At 72.4% G+C, this 18,258-nt stretch carries 18 protein-coding genes; 8 read left to right on the top strand and 10 right to left on the bottom strand.

What is annotated here, in order from left to right:
- Positions 1–72: 72 nt before the first annotated feature.
- Complete coding sequence (locus tag IEZ31_RS00150) at positions 73–897, top strand: IclR family transcriptional regulator (RefSeq protein ID WP_229833855.1); 825 nt, start codon at positions 73–75, stop codon at positions 895–897.
- On the opposite strand, the gene IEZ31_RS00155 is transcribed toward IEZ31_RS00150, so the two are convergent.
- Positions 894–1,712 carry an NAD-dependent epimerase/dehydratase family protein gene (locus tag IEZ31_RS00155; protein WP_190247594.1) on the bottom strand — a complete coding sequence of 273 codons (819 nt, stop codon included), beginning with the start codon at positions 1,710–1,712 and terminating at the stop codon, positions 894–896. The two genes, IEZ31_RS00150 and IEZ31_RS00155, sit on opposite strands and share 4 nt — an antisense overlap.
- A gap of 132 nt (positions 1,713–1,844) precedes the next feature.
- Between IEZ31_RS00155 and IEZ31_RS00160 the strand changes: the two genes are divergently transcribed.
- Positions 1,845–4,148 (top strand): cellulose-binding domain-containing protein, encoded by a 2,304-nt coding sequence (locus tag IEZ31_RS00160; RefSeq protein WP_190247595.1) that lies wholly within the window; start codon positions 1,845–1,847, stop codon positions 4,146–4,148.
- Between the two features lie 8 nt (positions 4,149–4,156).
- Positions 4,157–5,590 (top strand): cellulose binding domain-containing protein, encoded by a 1,434-nt coding sequence (locus IEZ31_RS00165; RefSeq protein WP_190247596.1) that lies wholly within the window; start codon positions 4,157–4,159, stop codon positions 5,588–5,590.
- A gap of 10 nt (positions 5,591–5,600) precedes the next feature.
- On the opposite strand, the gene IEZ31_RS00170 is transcribed toward IEZ31_RS00165, so the two are convergent.
- Positions 5,601–5,834 carry a tautomerase family protein gene (locus IEZ31_RS00170; protein ID WP_190247597.1) on the bottom strand — a complete coding sequence of 78 codons (234 nt, stop codon included), beginning with the start codon at positions 5,832–5,834 and terminating at the stop codon, positions 5,601–5,603.
- A gap of 74 nt (positions 5,835–5,908) precedes the next feature.
- On the opposite strand from IEZ31_RS00170, the gene kduI reads away from it, so the two are divergent.
- Genes kduI through IEZ31_RS00185 form a run of 3 tightly spaced genes read left to right on the top strand, consistent with a single transcriptional unit; the run spans position 5,909 to position 8,251 of the window.
- The gene (gene kduI / locus IEZ31_RS00175; protein WP_190247598.1) at positions 5,909–6,727 is read left to right on the top strand and encodes a 5-dehydro-4-deoxy-D-glucuronate isomerase; all 819 of its coding nucleotides are present in this window, start codon (positions 5,909–5,911) and stop codon (positions 6,725–6,727) included.
- Positions 6,724–7,485, top strand: a complete 762-nt coding sequence (gene kduD / locus IEZ31_RS00180; RefSeq protein WP_190247599.1) for a 2-dehydro-3-deoxy-D-gluconate 5-dehydrogenase KduD — start codon at positions 6,724–6,726, stop codon at positions 7,483–7,485. The genes kduI and kduD overlap by 4 nt, the downstream gene beginning before the upstream one ends.
- Positions 7,486–7,489: 4 nt before the next feature.
- The gene (locus tag IEZ31_RS00185) at positions 7,490–8,251 is read left to right on the top strand and encodes a sugar phosphate isomerase/epimerase family protein (RefSeq protein WP_190247600.1); all 762 of its coding nucleotides are present in this window, start codon (positions 7,490–7,492) and stop codon (positions 8,249–8,251) included.
- 63 nt (positions 8,252–8,314) lie between these two features.
- Here IEZ31_RS00185 and IEZ31_RS00190 read toward each other — a convergent pair whose 3' ends face one another.
- From IEZ31_RS00190 to IEZ31_RS00225, 8 genes are read right to left on the bottom strand one after another with little or no spacing between them, the layout of a single operon-like run.
- On the bottom strand, positions 8,315–9,718 hold the full coding sequence (locus tag IEZ31_RS00190) for a galactose-binding domain-containing protein (RefSeq protein ID WP_190247601.1): 1,404 nt from the start codon (positions 9,716–9,718) through the stop codon (positions 8,315–8,317).
- Positions 9,715–10,536, bottom strand: coding sequence for a creatininase family protein (locus IEZ31_RS00195; protein WP_190247602.1), 822 nt, complete (start codon positions 10,534–10,536; stop codon positions 9,715–9,717). The genes IEZ31_RS00190 and IEZ31_RS00195 overlap by 4 nt, the downstream gene beginning before the upstream one ends.
- Positions 10,533–11,192 carry a GntR family transcriptional regulator gene (locus tag IEZ31_RS00200; RefSeq protein ID WP_190247603.1) on the bottom strand — a complete coding sequence of 220 codons (660 nt, stop codon included), beginning with the start codon at positions 11,190–11,192 and terminating at the stop codon, positions 10,533–10,535. Before IEZ31_RS00200 ends, IEZ31_RS00195 begins: the two co-directional genes overlap by 4 nt.
- Positions 11,192–12,184 (bottom strand): Gfo/Idh/MocA family protein, encoded by a 993-nt coding sequence (locus IEZ31_RS00205; protein ID WP_190247604.1) that lies wholly within the window; start codon positions 12,182–12,184, stop codon positions 11,192–11,194. The genes IEZ31_RS00200 and IEZ31_RS00205 overlap by 1 nt, the downstream gene beginning before the upstream one ends.
- A complete protein-coding gene (locus IEZ31_RS00210) occupies positions 12,177–13,289 on the bottom strand; it encodes a hypothetical protein (RefSeq protein WP_190247605.1) in 1,113 nt (370 codons plus the stop codon). The genes IEZ31_RS00205 and IEZ31_RS00210 overlap by 8 nt, the downstream gene beginning before the upstream one ends.
- Positions 13,289–14,041, bottom strand: a complete 753-nt coding sequence (locus IEZ31_RS00215; RefSeq protein ID WP_190247606.1) for an amidohydrolase family protein — start codon at positions 14,039–14,041, stop codon at positions 13,289–13,291. The genes IEZ31_RS00210 and IEZ31_RS00215 overlap by 1 nt, the downstream gene beginning before the upstream one ends.
- Entirely contained in the window at positions 14,038–14,724 is a 687-nt protein-coding gene (locus IEZ31_RS00220; protein WP_190247607.1) for an amidohydrolase family protein, read from the bottom strand. The genes IEZ31_RS00215 and IEZ31_RS00220 overlap by 4 nt, the downstream gene beginning before the upstream one ends.
- Positions 14,721–15,635, bottom strand: coding sequence for a dihydrodipicolinate synthase family protein (locus IEZ31_RS00225; protein WP_190247608.1), 915 nt, complete (start codon positions 15,633–15,635; stop codon positions 14,721–14,723). Before IEZ31_RS00225 ends, IEZ31_RS00220 begins: the two co-directional genes overlap by 4 nt.
- A 145-nt stretch (positions 15,636–15,780) precedes the next feature.
- Between IEZ31_RS00225 and IEZ31_RS00230 the strand changes: the two genes are divergently transcribed.
- Together IEZ31_RS00230 and IEZ31_RS00235 are read left to right on the top strand one after the other, a co-directional pair.
- Complete coding sequence (locus IEZ31_RS00230) at positions 15,781–16,887, top strand: helix-turn-helix transcriptional regulator (protein ID WP_190247609.1); 1,107 nt, start codon at positions 15,781–15,783, stop codon at positions 16,885–16,887.
- Positions 16,888–16,967: 80 nt separating this feature from the next.
- Positions 16,968–18,257, top strand: coding sequence for a hypothetical protein (locus IEZ31_RS00235; RefSeq protein ID WP_190247610.1), 1,290 nt, complete (start codon positions 16,968–16,970; stop codon positions 18,255–18,257).
- Position 18,258: the final 1 nt, after the last annotated feature.

The raw sequence follows: 18,258 nt of genomic DNA on the forward strand, positions 1-18,258 counted from the left end.
ACCATCCGTACATGTGAAAGCGTGCAGTGACAAGTTAGCGTCCTGTAACATGACCGTCAACACAGTGGAGACATGGGATTGGCGGTCGTCATGGCAGGCAAACGCCGGGAGTCGAGCGAGGAGCACACCGCGGCGGAGACCTCGCCGGTCAAGTCGGCGGAGCGGACCGTGCGGATCCTGGAGACCCTCGCCGCGTCGCCGACCCGGCTGACGATCGCCGAGCTGCAGGAGAAGATGGGCTACCCGCGCTCCAGCCTGCACGCCCTGATCCGCACGCTGCGCGAGATGAAGTGGGTCGAGGCCGACCCGAGCGGCTCCGCGTTCGGTGTCGGGCCGCATGCCCTGCTGTCGGGCACCGCCTACCTGGATCGCGACCCGGCGCTCTCCCTCGCCTACGAGACCCTGGAGGACCTGCGCGCCGAGCTCGGCTACACGATGCACTACGCGCGCCGCGACGACGCCCACGTCCTCTACCTGGCCAGCCGCGAGTTCCGCGGCGGCGCGTCGGTCGTGCCGCGCGTCGGGCGCCGCCTCCCGGCCCACGTCACCGCGCTCGGGCAGTGCCTGCTGTCCTGCCTGACCCACGACGAGGTCGACGCGATCCTGCCCGAGCGGCTCGAGGCGCTGACCGCGAACACGATCACCGACCGCGCGACGCTCTTCGCCGAGCTCGACGCGGTGCGGGCCCGCGGCTGGGCGTTCGAGCGCGAGCAGGGCACCGAGGGTGTGGCCTGCATCGCCGTCCCGGTCGACTACCGCATCCCGGCAACGGACGCGATCAGCTGCTCGATGCCGGCGAAGCTCGCCGACGCCGACGAGATCGACCGGGTGGCCACCGCCCTGCTGCGCCAGACCAGCCTCCTCGCCGCCACGCTGCGCCGCGAGGGCATCCGCTAAGCGGTTCGGCGCCGGCCCAGGGGGATCTCGCACCACGGACCGCCGACGCGGCGCAGCTCCGGGTCGTTGGCCAGGTCGGGCGCGCCGTGGCGGGCGACGAGCTCGGCCCGGAACCGCTCCGCGTCGTCCACCGGGAAGTACCCGATCGCTTCGCCCTCGGCCAGTGAGCACCACCGGCCGGTGTTGCGGCTGATGCCCCACACGATGCGGTACCCCGGCTCCGGCACCGCCAGGCACGCCTCGACGAGCCGCGCGCCGTCGTCCGGCGACAACCACATCGACAGCCCGCGCAGCCCCGGCGGGGCCGCCACCCACAGGCCGATGCGCAGGCACAGCACGTCCATCCCGAACCGGTCCGCGTAGAGCCGCCCGGCCAACTCGCCGGCGGCCTTGCTCCAGCCGTACATCGTGTCCGGACGGCCCGGGATGTCGGCCGGCACCTCCGCGCGCCCGGCGACGTCCTCGAACCCGACCGCGTGGTTCGACGAGGCGAGCACGACCCGGCGCGCACCGGCCAGCCGAGCCCCCTCCAGCACGCAGAACGTGCCGTAGGCGTTGACCCGCAGCACGTTCTCGACCGCGTCCTCCTTGGCCAGCCCGCCGAGGTGCACGACGGCGTCGACGTCCTTGCACGCCAGGGTCATCGCCTCGGGGTCGTCGACACTCGCGACGACGGTCTCCTCCTCGCCCGCGCCCTCGACCGGGTCGGCGGCGCGCACGTCGAGCAGCCGGAGCGCCCGGCCGGGCCGCGCCAGGCGGGGCCGTAGTAACGCCGCCACCTTCCCCGCCCCACCGGTGATCAGAATGCGCCGCACTCCGCCTCCTTTGCCCTATCCGTCCGTCCACATATGTGGATTGCAAACTCAATCACAGACGCCTATTGACGCGCTGGACGCCGTTCACTTTACTAGCGCATTACTGAGCTGTTAAGAGACCCGGAGGTATCGATGCTCCGAAGATCCCTCGCACTTCCCGCGGCCGCCGTGGTGCTGGCCTCGGCGACCGTGGTGTATCTCGCCCAGACCTCGAACGCGCAGGCCGGCCCGGGTGCGCTCACGACGCTGAACCTGTCGGCGGCGAACCGGCGCGCACCCGTCGCCGGGCTCTACGACTGGAGCAAGGCCGGCTACCGCGGCGGAGCCGACCTGCCCGGCGCCGCTGACGTCAACCCGAGCGCGGCGTGCCAGATCACGCCGGCCGAACTCGACTCGCAGTACGGCGTCCGCCCCGACGACGGCACGGACGACACCGCCGGCATCCAGGCCGCGATCGACGCAATCAAGTCGGGCTGCAGCCCGTCGGCCTCCTACACCAAGCTGAGCCTGCTGTCGCTGCCGGTCGGCACGCTGAACGTCTCCCACGAGATCCACGTCGACGCCGACTACCTCATCCTGCGCGGCGCCGGCTCCGGCACCGGCGGCACCCGGATCGTCTACCGGCCCGACGCGAACACCGCCTACGACGCCCTCACCGCCGACGGCTCGGACTGGGACGAGGACGGCATGACGTTCGGGCAGGGCACCGGCGGCTGGCTGTGGCCCGGACGCGGACTGTTCCGGGTGCAGTCCCGCGGTGTGCATTCGTCCTACGCCGCCGACTATGCCGCCGCCCCCGCCAACCGCAAGGACATCTTCGAGGGCACCGTCAACGTCCACTGGAAGGCCGGCGTCGCGCTGCGCGCCAAGCCCGGCGACACCGGCTTCGCCGCCCGCACCGGCGACCGGACCGTCTACCTCTCGACCTCCGGGTCGCTGGCGAACCTCACCGTCGGCGGGCTGGTGAACGTCCGCGCCGCCAACAGCGTCAGCTTCTACGCCCAGCAGAACATCGTCCCGGCCGACGGGACGCTGCTCAACCAGCACATGCGCCAGCAGATCCTCACCGTCACCGCGGTCGACACCACGAACCGGACCGTCACCGTCGACAAGCCCCTGGAGTACGACGTCCCCGTCGACTCCACGTCCGACGGATCGCCCGCGATCGGCGGCGCGACCTACGTGTCACGGGTGTCGCCGATCGTCGACCCGGTCGTCGGTGTCGGCTTCGAGAACCTCTCCTTCACCCAGGACATGCCCGGCCTGGACCGGGCCGGCGCGACGCACAACTACGGCAACATGGCGCCCGCATACGAGATGCACGGCATCGTCTTCAAGTGGGCGGCCGACTCGTGGGTCAAGGGCGTGCGCGCCGAGATGACCGGCTCCCACCCGATCGTCACCGAGGAGGCCTACCACCTGCAGATCGTGAACAACGAGCTCGACGGCGCCTGGAACAAGGGCAAGGGCGGCAACGGGTACTTCCGCGGCTCCCGCGTCTGGGACTCGCTCTACGCCGCCAACACCTCGCGCAACCTGCGCCACTTCACCTTCCAGTGGTCGGCGTCGGGCAACGTGGTCATCGGCAACGACTTCGACTCCGACCTCAACCTGCACGGCGGGTGGGAGCGCAACAACCTGTTCGAGAACAACACCGTCACGGTCCCGTACGAGCACCGCTCGGCCAGCTGCACGGCGAACTGCGGTGAGGAGGGCGGCGGCGGGCCGGACGCCTCGACCTGGTTCCCGATCTGGTGGGCGGCCGGCAAGAAGGCCGTCAAGTGGTCCGGCTCGTCCGGGCCGCGCAACACCTTCTTCCGCAACACGATGACCAAGCAGGTCACCGCCGGAGCCGGCTACACGCCGTACTACGGCGACCGGCAACGCGTCTACCAGCTCGGCTGGAGCGGCACCGGCTGGCAGCACCTCGACGTCGGCGGCGCGCCGATCGCCGACTGGGCCGGCAACGAGCAACGCGACTACACCGGCGGGCACGGCGTGGACGCGACGAAGACCGACGCCGCGCAGTCGCTGTTCCTGCTGTCACTGACCGGCGCACCGACCTCGCAACCGCCGTCGTCATCGCCGTCGCCGTCACCGTCGCCGTCGTCGTCACCGTCGTCGCCCGCCGGCGGGTGCCTGCGCGCCGCCTTCACGCAGACGTCGACCTGGTCGAGCGGGTACGGCGCCGACTACGTCATCACCAACCGCTGCACCACCGCCACGACGAGCTGGACGGTCGAGTTCGACCTGCCGGCGGGGACCACGGTGTCGAACTCGTGGAGCTCCGTGCGCACCCGCAACGGGCAGCACTACACGTTCACCAACGTCTCGTACAACGGCGACATCGCACCGGGGAAGTCGGAGGACTTCGGGTTCAACGCCAGCGGTACCGGACTGCCCCTCAACTGCCGCATCAACGGCCAGCCCTGCTGAGGACGACCATGAGAAGACTCGCCATCGCCGCGGCGGCCGGCTCCGCGGTGGTCCTCGCGGTGAGCCTCGCGGCCGTCGCGCACGCCGCGGCGCCGCAGCTGACCGCCACGTTCGGCCAGACCTCGACCTGGAGCACCGGCTACGGCGCCCAGTACCTGATCCGCAACACCGGTGACGCCCCGTCGGCGAGCTGGAGGGTCGAGTTCGACCTGCCCGCCGGCTCGACCGTCGCGAGTTCGTGGAGCTCGGTGCGAACCGTCTCCGGGCAGCACTACACGTTCACCAACGCCAGCTTCAACGGCGACATCGCCCCCGGCGCGACCGAGGACTTCGGGTTCAACGTGTCCGGCCTCGGTACCCCGCTCAACTGCACGATCGACGGAAGACCCTGCGCCGGCGGCGGCACCCCGTCGCCGTCCGCGTCGGCTTCCGCATCCCCCACGGCATCACCTACACCGACCTCCACCGGCCCCGTGGTGGACGTCTCGACGGCCACGCAGCTGAGCAGTGCGCTGGCCGCCGCCCGGCCCGGGCAGACGATCCGGCTCGCCCCCGGCACGTACCGCGGATCCTTCGTCACCACCGTCGCCGGCACGGCGTCACAACGCATCAACCTCACCGGCCCGGCGAACGCGATCCTCGTCAACGACGGACCGTCCGGCACCGCGCCGAGCTGCCCGGTGCCGACCGCCGGCTGGGACTCGGGTTACGGCCTGTGGCTGTACAACGCGCCGTACTGGAACCTCACCGGCTTCACCGTCGCCGACGCCAAGAAGGGCATCGTCGCCGACAACTCGCACCACACCACGATCGACGGCGTCTACGTCCACGACGTCGAGGAGGAGGCCGTGCACTTCCGCCGGTCCTCCGCCGACAGCGTCATCCGCAACTCCCGCATCGAACGCACCGGGCTCGTCCAGGCCGGGTACGGCGAGGGCGTGTACATCGGCTCCGCCGGCTCGAACTGGGGCTGCCACGGCAACAGCGGCGGCGCCGACCGGTCCGACCGGGTCCAAGTGCTGAACAACCGCATCGGCCCGGGCGTCGCCGCCGAGGCGATCGACGTCAAGGAGGGCACGTTCGACGGCGTCATCCGCGGCAACACGTTCGACGGGCAGGGAATCTCCGGCGCCAACTCGGCCGACTCGTGGGTCGACGTGAAGGGCGTCGGCTACGTCATCGAGGACAATACCGGCACCTTCCGCGGCCCGGGCACGTTCGCCAACGGCTACGAGACGCACAACCCGAGCACCACGCCGGCATTCGGCAACGGCTGCGGCAACGTCTGGCGTGGCAACCGCTCCGACCTGGGCGGCGTCGGCGACTACGCGATCAACGTCACGTCCACCTCGAAATGTTCGGCCAACCCCAACGTCGTCTACGCCTCGAACACGGTGACCAACGCCGTACGGGGCCTGACGAACGTCGCCGTGACCCCGTAGCGGCGCCCAGCTACACGGTGCTGGCCTGGCCGTGCCGGGCCAGCACCTCCGCGCGGGAGGCGTCGTCGGCGGCGAGGACGCCCCCGTTGGCGACGTCGTGCCCGCCGATCTCGGTGAACACGATGCGTACGTCCTGACGCCGCGCGCCGAGGTGCGTCACGGCGTCGTCGGTGACCGCCTCCACGAACCGCCGCCGCTGGTCCAGGCTGCGACCACGCAGGAGCTCAACGGTGATGTTGGGCATGTGGTACCTCCTCATTCTCAGACGCCGTCCACATACTTGATAGCTGTACACGACCACCTCTAGGATTCACAAGCATGACCGTCGACCTGCGGTACGCCACCGGTCCCGAAACCGTCGAGACCGCGACCACCGCGCAGCTGCGCTCCCGCTACCTGATCGAGAACCTGTTCGCCCCGGCCGAGGTCCGGGCCGCCTACACGCACGAGGACCGGATGGTCGTCGCCGGCGCCGTGCCCGCCGGCACCACGCTGGCCCTTCCCCCGCTCGACATCGTCGGCACGCCCGGGCACCTCGACCGGCGCGAACTCGGCGTCGTCAACATCGGTGAACCCGGCGAGGTGCTCGTCGACGGCACACCGCACAAGCTCGGCGCGCTCGACGGTCTCTACGTCGGCCGCGGCAGCGACGTCGCGTTCACCGGCGACGGAGCGTGCTTCTACCTCGTCTCCGCACCCGCCGACGCGACCCACCCGGTCGCCCGGTTCAGCCGCGACACCACCGAGCCGGTGCACATCGGTGACCCCGCGACGGCGAGCGCCCGCGCGCTGTACCGCTACGTCTGGGGCGGCGGACACCCCTCCTGCCGGCTGCAGTTCGGGGTGACGGTGGTGTCCGACGGCTCGGTCTGGAACACGATGCCCGCCCATCTCCACCGCCGTCGCACCGAGGTCTACCTCTACACCGGCCTCCCGCACGACGCGCGGGTGCTGCACATCCTCGGCCGGCCAGGCGCCACCCGGCACCTGTTCGTCGCCGACCGCCAGGCGGTCATCGCGCCGTCCTGGTCGGTGCACGCCGGTGCCGGTACCGCCCCCTACGCGTTCGTGTGGGCCATGGCCGGCGAGAACACCGACTACGGCGACCTCGACCCGGTGGCGGTGGCCGACCTGTGACCACGAACGCGCTGTTCTCCCTGGCCGGTCGCACCGCGCTCGTCACCGGCGCCAGCCGGGGCATCGGGCGGGCGATCGCGCTCGGCCTCGCCGCCGCCGGCAGCGACCTGATCCTCGCCGGCCGCGCCACCTCCAACGAGGACACCGCCGCCGAGATCGCCGCGCTCGGTCGTGGCTGCCGGATCATCGACGTCGACCTCGCCGACCCGCTCAGCGCGCGCGACGCCGCCGCAGCCGTCGCCCGCGACAGCACCGTCGACATCGTCGTCAACAACGCCGGGATCATCTCCCGCGACGACGTCCTCTCGATCGCACCGCAGGACTGGACGCGGGTGCTCGACGTCAACCTCAGCAGCCTGTTCTTCCTGAGCCAGCAGCTCGCGGCGCCGATGGTCGCCCGCGGCCGGGGCAAACTCGTCAACGTCGCGAGCCTGCTGTCCTTCCAGGGCGGCATCCGCGTCGCTGCCTACACCGCGTCGAAGCACGCGGTCGCCGGCCTGACCCGTGCGATGGCCAACGAGCTGGGCCCGCACGGGGTGCAGGTCAACGCCATCGCGCCCGGCTACATCGCGACGGACAACACCCAGGCGCTGCGCGACGACCCCGACCGGTTCCGCGCCATCGCCGAGCGCATCCCGGCCGGCCGCTGGGGCAGGCCGGAGGACCTCGTCGGCGCCGCGGTGTTCCTCGCCGCCGCAGCGTCCGACTACGTCAACGGGCACGTCCTCGTCGTCGACGGCGGCTGGATGGCGCGCTGAGCCGATGGGCACGCTGATCACCGGGCTCTGCTCGGTCACCCTCCGCCGGCACCCGGCGGCCGAGGTCGTCGCCCTCGCCGCCGCCGCGCGGCTGGAAACCATCGAGTGGGCCGGCGACCTCCACGCGCCACCCGGCGACCGCGCCACCGCCGCCGACCTGCGGGCGCGCACCGCCGACGCGGGGCTGTCCGTCGCCGCCTACGGCAGCTACCTGCGCGCCGGCAGCACCGACCCCGCCGAGATCAGCGCGACGGTCGGGACCGCCACCGCGCTCGGCGCCCCACGCATCCGCATCTGGGCCGGCACCGAAGCCTCGGCCGACGCGACCGGAAGCCGGCGCGCAGCGGTCGCCGCCGACACCCGCCGGATGTGCGACGAGGCAGCCGACGCGGGCATCACGGTGGCCTTCGAGTGCCATGCCCGGACACTCACCGACGACCCGGCATCGACGCTTTCCCTCCTCGCCGACGTGGCCCGCCCCAACGTCGGCACCTACTGGCAGCCGCCCAACGGCATGCCCGACGCCGCTGCGCTCGACACCCTCGACGCCCTGCTCCCCCACGTCGCCGCCGTCCACGCGTTCTCCTGGTGGCCCGGCACACACCGACGCCGCCTGCACGAACGGCGGCACCTGTGGCAGGCGGCGGCCGCCCGCCTCCGCACAGACGTCCGATCCCGCGACGTCCTGCTGGAGTTCGTCCCTGACGACGAACCCACCCTGGTCGTCCCCGAGGCCGCGACGCTGCGCCGCCTCCTGCGACCGTGACCGCATTCGCCGGCCAGCCGGTCAGCGCGGCCCCGGTGCGGACGTCGACGCTGTGGACCCGGCTCACGCCGACCGGGGTGCGTAGAGCTCGACCTGGTTCAGCCACAGCCGGTTCGGGTGCTCCCGGAATCCGCCGCCGGCGGGCTGCACCACCCGCACCGCCGTCACCACCACCGCGTCGAGATCGTGCAGCGAATAGGGCGCCTCGACCGGCTGGGCCACCTCCGCCACGGTGCGCCAGGCCCCGTCGATCCGGGCCTCGATCCGGTACTGCTGCGACGCCCGGTAGTACAGCGCGTACTCGGGCCAGTGCAGCACGACCCGCCCCAGCACCCGCGGCCCGGGCAGGGTGACCTCCGCCCAGTGCCCGGTCTCCGCGTCGGACGAGGCCCAGCCGGTGCGCAGGTTGCCGTCGGTGAGGATCGGGGTGGTGTCCTGGTAGGGGCCGGCGACGACCACCGGCCCCATCAGGTGCGGCTGCAGCCGCAGGTCCGATCCCCGGTGCCACAGGATCGGCGCGGTCCTCGCGTCGGTGAGGTGCGCAACGGTCACCGGGCCGTCCGGGTCCGACAGGAACGTGTTGCGCATCAGCACCGAGACGTGGGCGTAGTACGACGGCAGGGTCTCGGCGAAGAACCGGTCCTCGTCCGGCAGCCGCTCCCCGTAGGCGTTGAAGGACATGGAGTGCGGCCCCCGCCGGCACACGACGGCGTCGAGCTCCCCGTCGATGAACGCGTTGTGGATGTCCCAGGCGGACATCGCGACGCCGCCCCGCTCGTAGTGGCAGTCGAAGTCGGTGTCCATCATGACCCATTTGCCGAGCTCGGCGCTCCACACCTCGATGACCACGTGCTCGTCGACGGGCGGATCGGCGACCGCTTCGTCCCCGATCACGTAGTTGTCGGCGATGCCGCGGTGCAGGTTGACCATGCGGGCCTGCATGCCGATCGCGAGGCACGACTGCACCAGCGCGACCGAGTAGTGCACGCAGATGAAGTTCTCGACGCCGCGCGAGCCCCGGTCCAGGATCAGCAGGCCGTTCCACTCCGGCATCCGGAACGGGGTGAGGTGGCGGAACAGCGACTTGATCCAGTCGCGCAGCCGCACCGCCTTGCTCACGTCGTCGCCGTCCCCGGCGACCTCGGCGAGCGGGAACCGGCTGCGCAACTCGGCCAGCGTCGGCTCGTCGACCGGCTCGGCCGGGAACGGGATCGCCCCGGTCTCGCAGACGCCCTTGGCCGCGTCGGCGACACGGAAGTACACGTCCGACACGGTGTCGGTGTTGTGCGTCCCGAGGAAACCGTCGACGCGCACCGTCACGCCCGGCTCCCTGGCCAGGTCCTGCCGGGGATAGCTGGGCAGCGTCGCGTACTCGTCCCACCGGGCCATCCGGCTGAGGATCTCGCGGCGCCACTCGAAGAGCCGTTCGAGCAGCGTCCGGTAGTCGGGATGGTCCTGCAGCGTCATGACGCCACCGTATGCCGGCCGGGGATTGCGCCGTGAGGCGCAGAATTGCCCTGTGTCCCGGCGGGACCTCCCGGGCGCGCGGCGAACTCCTGCAGCGCCTCGGCGACCGAGCCGGCGGCGAGGTCGAGCCAGCGCGCGCCGTCCGCGGCGGACGCCGCCGAGGGGTTGTCGGAGAAGCCCTCCCCGGCCCACGCCAGCGGGTCCTCCACATGGTACTGCCGGGCGTATCCGCGCGGGTTGCGCGCGAAGCTGTCCGGGCCGTGCGGCGGGGAGACCACCAGGTCCGGCCGCAGCGCGGCGACCAGCGAGGTCTCGAAGGCGCCGGCGTGGCCGGGCAGCCGCCCGCGTTCCTGGGCGCCGGCCTGCTCCAGCGCGTCCCACGCCATCGTCCAGTAGGAGCCGGCGCCCACGAGCACGCCGAGGTCCACCCCCACCTCGCGGGCCACGACCGCGATCAGCTCGGCGTTGCCGCCGTGCCCGTTGAGCAGGAACACCCGCCGGAACCCGGACCGCACCAGCGAGTCGCACACGTCGTACAGCAGCGCGTGCAGGGTGCTGGTCCGCAGCGTCACCGTCGGCCCGTGCGGCAGATGGTACGGCGAGTAGCCGAACGGCACCGGTGGCGTCACGATCACGTCCGCCGTCCCGGCCGCCAGCGTGGCCGCCTGTCGCGCGATGTGGGCGACCGCGAACAGGTCGGTGCCCACCGGCAGGTGTGGCCCGTGCTGCTCGCACGCCCCCACCGGTACCACCGCCACCGCCCCGGCGGCCCGTCGAGCCGCCTCGTCGCGGGTCAGCTCCGCCAGCAACGTTCTCACGGTGTGACCTCCTGACGGGTGGGGGCGACGACCCGGCTGGCCGAACGCAGGATGTGTTCGCGCATCCGGGTCTCCGCCAGGTCGGGATCGCCCGCGCACACCGCCTCGTAGACGGCGAGGTGCTCGGCCAGGCCCCGGCGCAGCTCCGCCTCGTCGGTGAGCAGGTGCCGCCGCAGCGCGCCGTCCACACCCAGCAGCACGCCGACGAACTGCCCGATGAGCCGGTTGCCGGACATGGTGCGGATCAGGTCGTGGAACCGGGCGTTGGTGGTCACCACCAGCTCCAGGTCCAGCCCGGCCTCGGCGGGTGCGCGGCCCATCTCGCCCACGACCCCGGCGAGCTCCGCCCGCTGAGCCGCGGGCAGCCCGCCGCCGGCGAACCGCTCCGCCACCAGCCGCGCGGCCAGCCCCTCCAGCCAGGCGCGGGCCACCACCACGTCACCCACCGAGGTCAGCGCGGTCTCCTTGACCACCACGCCGCTGCGCGGCACCGCCGACACGAACCCCTCGTTCTCCAGGCGGCGCAGGGCCTCCTTGACCGGGGTGGTACTGATGCCGAGGCTGCGGGCCAGCACCCGCTCGGTGATGCGATCGCCGGGCGAGAGCCGCCCGGCGATGATGTCCTGCAGGATCGTCTCGTAGACCCGTTCCCGCATCAGTCCCACCGGACCGCCTCCCCGGTGCGCATCGCGGTCACGACCGCCAGCCCCAGCCGCAGGGATTCGACGCCGGCCGTTGCCGAGGTCTCCGGAGTGACCCGGTTGCGGACGCAGTCGACGAAGTGGGCGAGCTGGGCGTCGAAACAGACATCGTTCCAGGGCCTGTCCAACGTCACCTGTTCGCTGCCGTCCCGGGTGAACAGCGTGGCGGTGCGGCCCGGCCGGTCGACGACGGCGACGCCGTGCGGGCCGAGCGCGCGGAACTCACCGGCCGGGGAGACCGGGAACTGCCAGCCGATCTCCAGCCGCGCCACGTCGCCGTTGTCGTAGCCGACGAGCGCGGAGACGAAGTTCTCCGACGGCAGGCTGTCCCGCGACCGTACCCCGATCGCCCGCACCGAGACCGGCACCGCACCGGACAGGTACGCCAGGTGGTCGGCGAAGTGCGCGCCCTCGTGCACGAACGACGGCCCGTGGGTGAGGAAGTGGCCGATCCGTCCGGTGTGGACGGTGTCGGACGGGTCGTACGCCTCGTCGAAACCGCCCAGCGTGAAGGCGACCGGCCCGCCGATGCGCCCCTCGTCCCGCCACCGCCGCACGGCCCGGACCAGCGGCGAGAACCGGTTCTTGAACCCGATCTGCACGATCCGGTCGCTGCCCGCCACCAGATCGCGGACCCGCTCGGCGGACGGCAGGTCCACCGCCATCGGCTTCTCGCAGAGCACGTCGAGCCCGAGCCCGACCGCGTGGGCGGTCAGGTGCGGCGACACCTCCGGCGGCGTCGCCACGATCACCGCGTCGGCGTCCGCGTCGTCGAGCCGCTCCAGCTCGGGCACCCCGTAGCGGCGCGCCGCGACGCCGCGCCGCTCGGCCGAGTTGTCGAGCACCCCCACCAGTACCGCGTCGGCGCTGCGCTCCAGCGCCGGCAGGTGGCCGGTGGTGGCGATGTCACCACACCCGGCCAGCACCACCCGCACCGCGTCAGCCACGGCGCACGTGCCCGGGCCAGGTACGGCGCTCGGCGCCGACGAGCCCCAGGTGGTAGAAGGACAGCGACGGCGCGGCGCCGGCCGCGCCGACCGCGCCGAGGAACGCCTCGTGGTCGGCGACGTGCTCGGGCAGCAGCGACAGCCCCAGATGCAACGACCGCGGCCGGTCGGGGGCGGCCTCCTCCGCCGCGCGGACCTCCTTGACCCGCTCGGCGGGGCCGTAGGCGAGCGCCCGGACCGCCGCCCCGGCCCTCTCGATGCCGGCCAGGTGCGCCCCGGTGGCGGCCCGGTCCCCGAAGGTGACGAACTCGACCGGCACCGGGCTGCGCCCCACCAGTTCGGCCACGAGCGAGGTCACCGCCTCGACGCGCACCGCCTGGTACGCCTCGTAGCCCTCCTCGGTGGACAGCGGCTCCAGCACCGGCGTCTCGTAGCAGCGCTGCCAGCGTCGCCGCAGCGCGCCGGCCAGCGCGCCGACGTCGACCCCGGCGGCCTCGCCCGCGGCACGGCAGTGGTCGCAGAAACAGATCTGCGCGATCATGCCCAGGTTGACGGGGTGCGGCAGGGCAAGCTTGACGTGCGGGTGGTGCGGCAGCGGCGTCCAGTGCGCCGACTCAAGCTGCACCCGGTCGGCCCGGGCGCCGACGTCCGCGACCAGGGCGGCCGCATAGGCCCGCACCGCGGGGTTGCGCACGCAGAGCGCCGCGGTCACGACGTCACCCCACACGGTGCGCAGGGCCAGTTCCGGGTGGCGGCGGCCAAGGCTGTTGTGCAGGCAGACGGTCCAGGCGGTGAGCCCGCAGCCGGCCCGCTCGGCCAGCTCCCGGCCGAGGGTGAGCGCGTCACCGAGTTCGTCGACCCAGGCCGACACCCGGGGCTCGACGGCACTGTCGCGCCAGTGCGCCGGATCGGGCCGGTAGTAGACCATGCCGCGGGGCAGCTCGACGAGGTGGCGGCGCGGGTTGTCGGGAACGGTGGCGAAGAGGCTGTGGTAGCTGGCGGCGACGTTCACGGCGGAGAGGCCGGCGTCGCGCACCACGCGGGACAACGCGGACGTGCCGTGGTCGGCGACGTCCCAGGGGTAGATCCAGGCAGACGTGTCCATCAGTCCAATCCCAGCAGTCGTTCGGCGTTGCGATGCCCGACCGCGGCGGCCGCGGCCTCGTCCAGCCCGTCCAGCAGCAGCCGGTGCACGCCGAGCCGGTGCCGGGCCAGATCCGGGTCGCCGTAGCCGCTGTCCGTGCCGATGCTGACCCGGGCGGTGCCGGTGAGCGCCAGCAGTTGCCGGAAAATGCCCAGCGGTGCGGTACCGCAGAGGGTCACGTGCACGTTGGGGTGGCGCACGACGGCGGCGGCCGCGTCGCGCCACAGGTCGAACAGGCCGCCGTGCGCCAGCACCACGGACAGGGCGGGGAACCGCTCCGCGAGCGCGGCGATCTGCAGCGGCGACGAGTAGGGTGGCGTGCCGTCGTGGAACACCAGCGGCAGCCCGGTCTCGGCGGCGGCCTCGGCCACCGGGTCCATGGCGGCATCCAGGGGCGAGAAGCCTTGCAGCCACGGGTGCAGCTTGACGGCGCGGCATCCCAGTTCCCGCGCGCAGCGCCGCAGCTCGTCGGCGGCACCGGCCTGGTGGGGGTCGACGGTGCCGAACGGGATCAGGCGGCCACCCGATCCGGCGCAGGCCTGGGCGACGATGTCATTGGCCCGCCGCGTGTCGCGGAAGAACCCGTCCAGGGTCATCACCACCGCGCGGTGCACGCCGCCCGCGTCCATCGCCGCCAGGACGTTCTCCTGTCGCCAGGAGCGCCAGGCCGGGGAGTCCTCGGCGGGCAGGTGCGTGTGCATGTCGAGGATCATGTAAACAGGCTCCCGAGGGCGATCCCGGCGCGGGCGGCCCGGTCCAGCTCCAGGCCCAGGTCGTTGGCGGGCACGTCGCCGGCGAAGACGACCCGGTGCGCGCCGATGGCATCGGCGATGCGGCGCAGGTCGCTGGGGCCGTTGTAGGCGGTCTCGGCCACGATGTTCGGCACCGCGGCGAGCGCGGGAACCAGGTCCGTGCTGAAGTCGGTGCGGCCGGACCGGCCCATCACGAAGGTGAGGCCGGGCCAGCGCCGAGCCAGCTCGGTGAGCTGCAGCGGTTCGGCCGCGATCGGTACCCCCGTGACGACGTAGACCGGAACCCCCCGGTCCGCGGCGGCGCCCAGGACCGGCACGAGCTGCGGGTCGAGCAGGCGCAGTCCCTGCCGGGCCGGTTCCAGCTTCAGCCCGCACAGCCCGGCGTCGAGCGCGCGGCGCAGCTCGTCGACGGCGCGGGTGCCGTACCACGGGTTGACGCAGGCGTAGCCGAGCAGCCGGTCGGGATGGCGGCGGATCGCGGCCGACAGGGCCTCGTTGCCCTCCCGGTTGTCCACCGCGACCCACCGCCCGACCGGCCCGAGGACGGCGCGTTGCACCGCGTGGGCGTCGAGCAGCCGGATCAGCTCGTCGGCGTCGGTGGCCCCCATGTCGTCGGGGCCGAACCGGACGTGATGGTCGATCATGCGGCGGTCCGGTCGGGGAACCCGGTGCGGGTCAGGTGCTCCCGCAGCGCCTCGCGCTCGTCGGGGCGCAGCGGCACCAGCGGCAGCCGGACCGTGGCTGTCCCGGTGCCGAGCAGGCTCAGCGCCTCCTTGATCACCGTGATGTGGTAGCCCGGCCGGGCGGTCCGCAGCTCGGCGATCGGCGCCACCCGCTCGGCCATGAGCCGCCCGTGCGTGTCGGCGTCGCCGCGCTCGGCCGCGTCCCAGATCCGCAGCGCCAGGGCGGGGTCGAGGTTGACGATGCCCGAGGTCATGACCACCGCGCCGCGCGCGGCGTACTCGACGGCCGGGATCTCGGCCATGCCGTTGACCCAGACGTACCGGTCGCCCAGTTGCCGCACGCACTCGGCGAACAGGTCGAGGTCGCCGAACTCGTCCTTGACCGCCACCACGGCGTCCACTTCGGACAGTGCCTGGAGTGCCGGCACGTCGTAGACCGCGTCCCGGGTGCTGAACATCATCAGCCCCAGCCCGCCGGCCTCGCCCAGCCGCCGGCAGTGCTCGATGATCCCGGCCGGCTCCGGCCGGATGAAGTAGAACGGGTTGACCATGAGCCCGGCCGCGCCCGCCCCGGCCGCGAGCCGTGCCTGCCGTGCGGCGCGGTCGGTGGCGTGCCCGACCCCGGCCAGGACCGGTATCCGGCCCGCCGCCGCGTCGACGGCCACGGCGACCAGCTCGCGCAGCTCGCCGTCGTCGAGCGCGTAGAACTCGCCGACACCGCCGGCGACCACCACGCCGCAGACACCGCCGTCCGCGAGCCGGTCGACGTGCCGCGCGAGGGCGTCCAGGTCCAGCTCACCGCCCGTGTCGAAGAACGTCGGGGAGAACGCGAGCACGCCGTTGAGCGCGCTGCGCAACCGGCCAAAATCCATATGGCACCCTTTCTCGGAAGACCCACCTGTGGTATATCAGCTGGCAACTGATCTCCGAGGGCGCGAGATTGCGCTGTACCACCTCGGACCTGCTCTACCCATCGGAGGCACGATGTCCCGATTCGGAACCGTCTTAGGCCAACCCGTGACAGTTATCGACGACGCCGGCCCGGGCCTGCTCGTCGCGGTCCTCGCAGATATCGACGACTTCGAGGTCAGCCGGCTCGCCCGCGGCGACGACTGGGCCGCCGACCAGGTCGCCATGACCCAGAAACACGCCGAGTCCCTGTTGCCCGCCGGCGCCCGGATCGCCCTGGTGCCGCCCGATTCGTGGATCGTCACCCTCTCCGGCGACGACCCGGGCGAGCTCATGGCCGCCGCCAAGCAGTATGCCGACAGCCTGCTCGCCGCCGTCGGCACGGAGACCGACGTCGCGGTCACCATCAGCGTCAGCAACCCGCACGCGGGACCGGCGCGACTGGAGACCGCCACCAGCGAGGCGGTGCGCGCCGTCGAGCGCAAGCTCGTCGGCGGCGGCAACCGCCTCTATCTCTTCGACGACCACAACAGCGCGGGCGCGGCGGCGCTACCGGAACGGGTCGAGGGCGACCTGGCCCGCTGCATCCGCGAGGGCGACGCCAGTGGCGCGGTCGACGCGCTGCGGCGCTGGATCGACCGGGTGGCGCTGGTGGAGGGTGTCACCCCGGACGTGCTGCGCCGCTGGATCGGCGCCGAGCTGCTCTACGCCCTCGACGTGGCCGGGAAACGCCGCCTCGCCGACGGGTCGGCCGACTGGGTCGACGCCTTCGACCGGCTCGCCCTCGACGAGCTGCTGGAGATGTTCGAGATCCACGAGCGGTCCTACCTGATGCTGTGGCTGGGGCAGCTGCTCCCGCGCATCGTCGAGGTCCAGGCGCCGCAGTCGCCCGGGCGGCACGTGCTCGCCATGGTCGAGCAGTACATCCGCGACCACTACGCCGAGGACCTGCGACTGTCCACCGTGGCCAGTACGGTCTACGTGAGCCCCTTCTACATCAGCCACCTGTTCCAGCGCGAGCTCGGCACGACGTTCCTGCGCTACCTCACCGGCGTGCGCATGCATCACGCTCGGCAGCTGCTGGCACAGACCAAACTCCCGGTCGAGGCCATCGCCGACCGGGTCGGCTACTGCTCCCCCAAGCGCTTCCGGGTCCTCTTCAAGCGCACGTTCAACGTCACACCGACCGAATACCGGCGCCAGTACGCCGGCTGAGCACGACTGCGCAACTTTCCGGCCGTCGTACCGCAATGACGGCGCCCCAGCGCCCGAGCCTGGGTGACTAGCGTCGATACATGGCAGTCAGACCAGTTTCCCGGCGCGTGGTCATACTCAGCCTCGGTGCCGCCGCGGCGGCCGTGGCCACCGGATCGCCGGCCCTTGCCCGCACAGAAGCCAGGCTGCGCGCCTCCGTCGTCTCCGACGCGCTGCGCGTCACCAACGTCGTCCCCACCTGGGGCGCACAGATACCCAAGGTCGTCTCCGACGGGCGCTGGTACTACGCCGCCACCCTGGACGGCGACGGCGCCGAGTACCCGTGGCAGGCACGGGTGTGGAAGTCCCGGGACAGCCAGACCTGGACCGAGGCGGTGCGGCTGCCCGGCCACGTCTACCAGCCGGTGGGACTGCTGGTCGACGGCGCCGGGCGGCTGCACCTGCACGTCGCCTGCTACACCGGCGCCGAGGCGTTTCCGGGGGTGGCGCCCAAGCCCGGCGCCGACATGGCCTCCGTCTACGCGATCCGGCTCCAGTTCGACGCCCGGCTGCGCGACGGGTCGGTCGACTTCACCCGGTTCACCGACCACACCGTGCGCACCGGCAGCACGGAACGCTACTACCAGGGGCTCGCCGTCTCCCGCGACGGGCGCTACCTCTACAGCGCCTACGCCGTCGACGGCTGGGACCTGTACCTCAACCAGTTCGACACCCGCACCGGGCGCGACGTGCACAGTACCCGGATCGGCACCCCACCGGCCGGGCGTGCCTGGCTCTACCCGAGGGTCCAGCCTGGCAAGCACGCCGGCGACGTCCACCTGTCGTTCAGCCAGTACGTGCTCGGTACGCCCAACTCGGCCTACCTCGACGGCGCCACCCTGTGGCACTCCGCCGACGGCGGACGGACCTTCACCGGCGGATACCTGACCCAGAACCCGGCCCCCGACGGCGACGGCAACTGGGTCGACGCCTCCGACCTCACCGTCGACGCCCAAGGCACCGTGCACGCGGTCTTCTACCGCCGGGACAACGGCGTCGGCACGCTCTACTACCAGCGCGGCGCGACCGGCGCCGCCGTGCCGGTCGGCCCGCTGGACAACCACAGCCAGATCGTCGCGCGTCCGGACGGCACGCTGGTCGTGCTCAGCTCCGACGGCGCCGACCTGGTCGTGGCGACCAGCCGCAACGGCCGCGACTGGCGCGTGGACCGGCACACCGTGCCCGGCGTCTCGGCCGCCTACTGGCCCAACCTCCTGCAGGCCCGATCCGGCAGCCGGACCCCGCCCGGGCACGGCATCAGCATGCTCATGGCCGGGCAGCGCTCCGGCGACCCGTCGTTCCATCCCCTGCTCTTCGTAACGCTGCGATAAG

This window comes from Dactylosporangium sucinum (genome assembly GCF_014647515.1).
Lineage (GTDB): Bacteria > Actinomycetota > Actinomycetes > Mycobacteriales > Micromonosporaceae > Dactylosporangium > Dactylosporangium sucinum.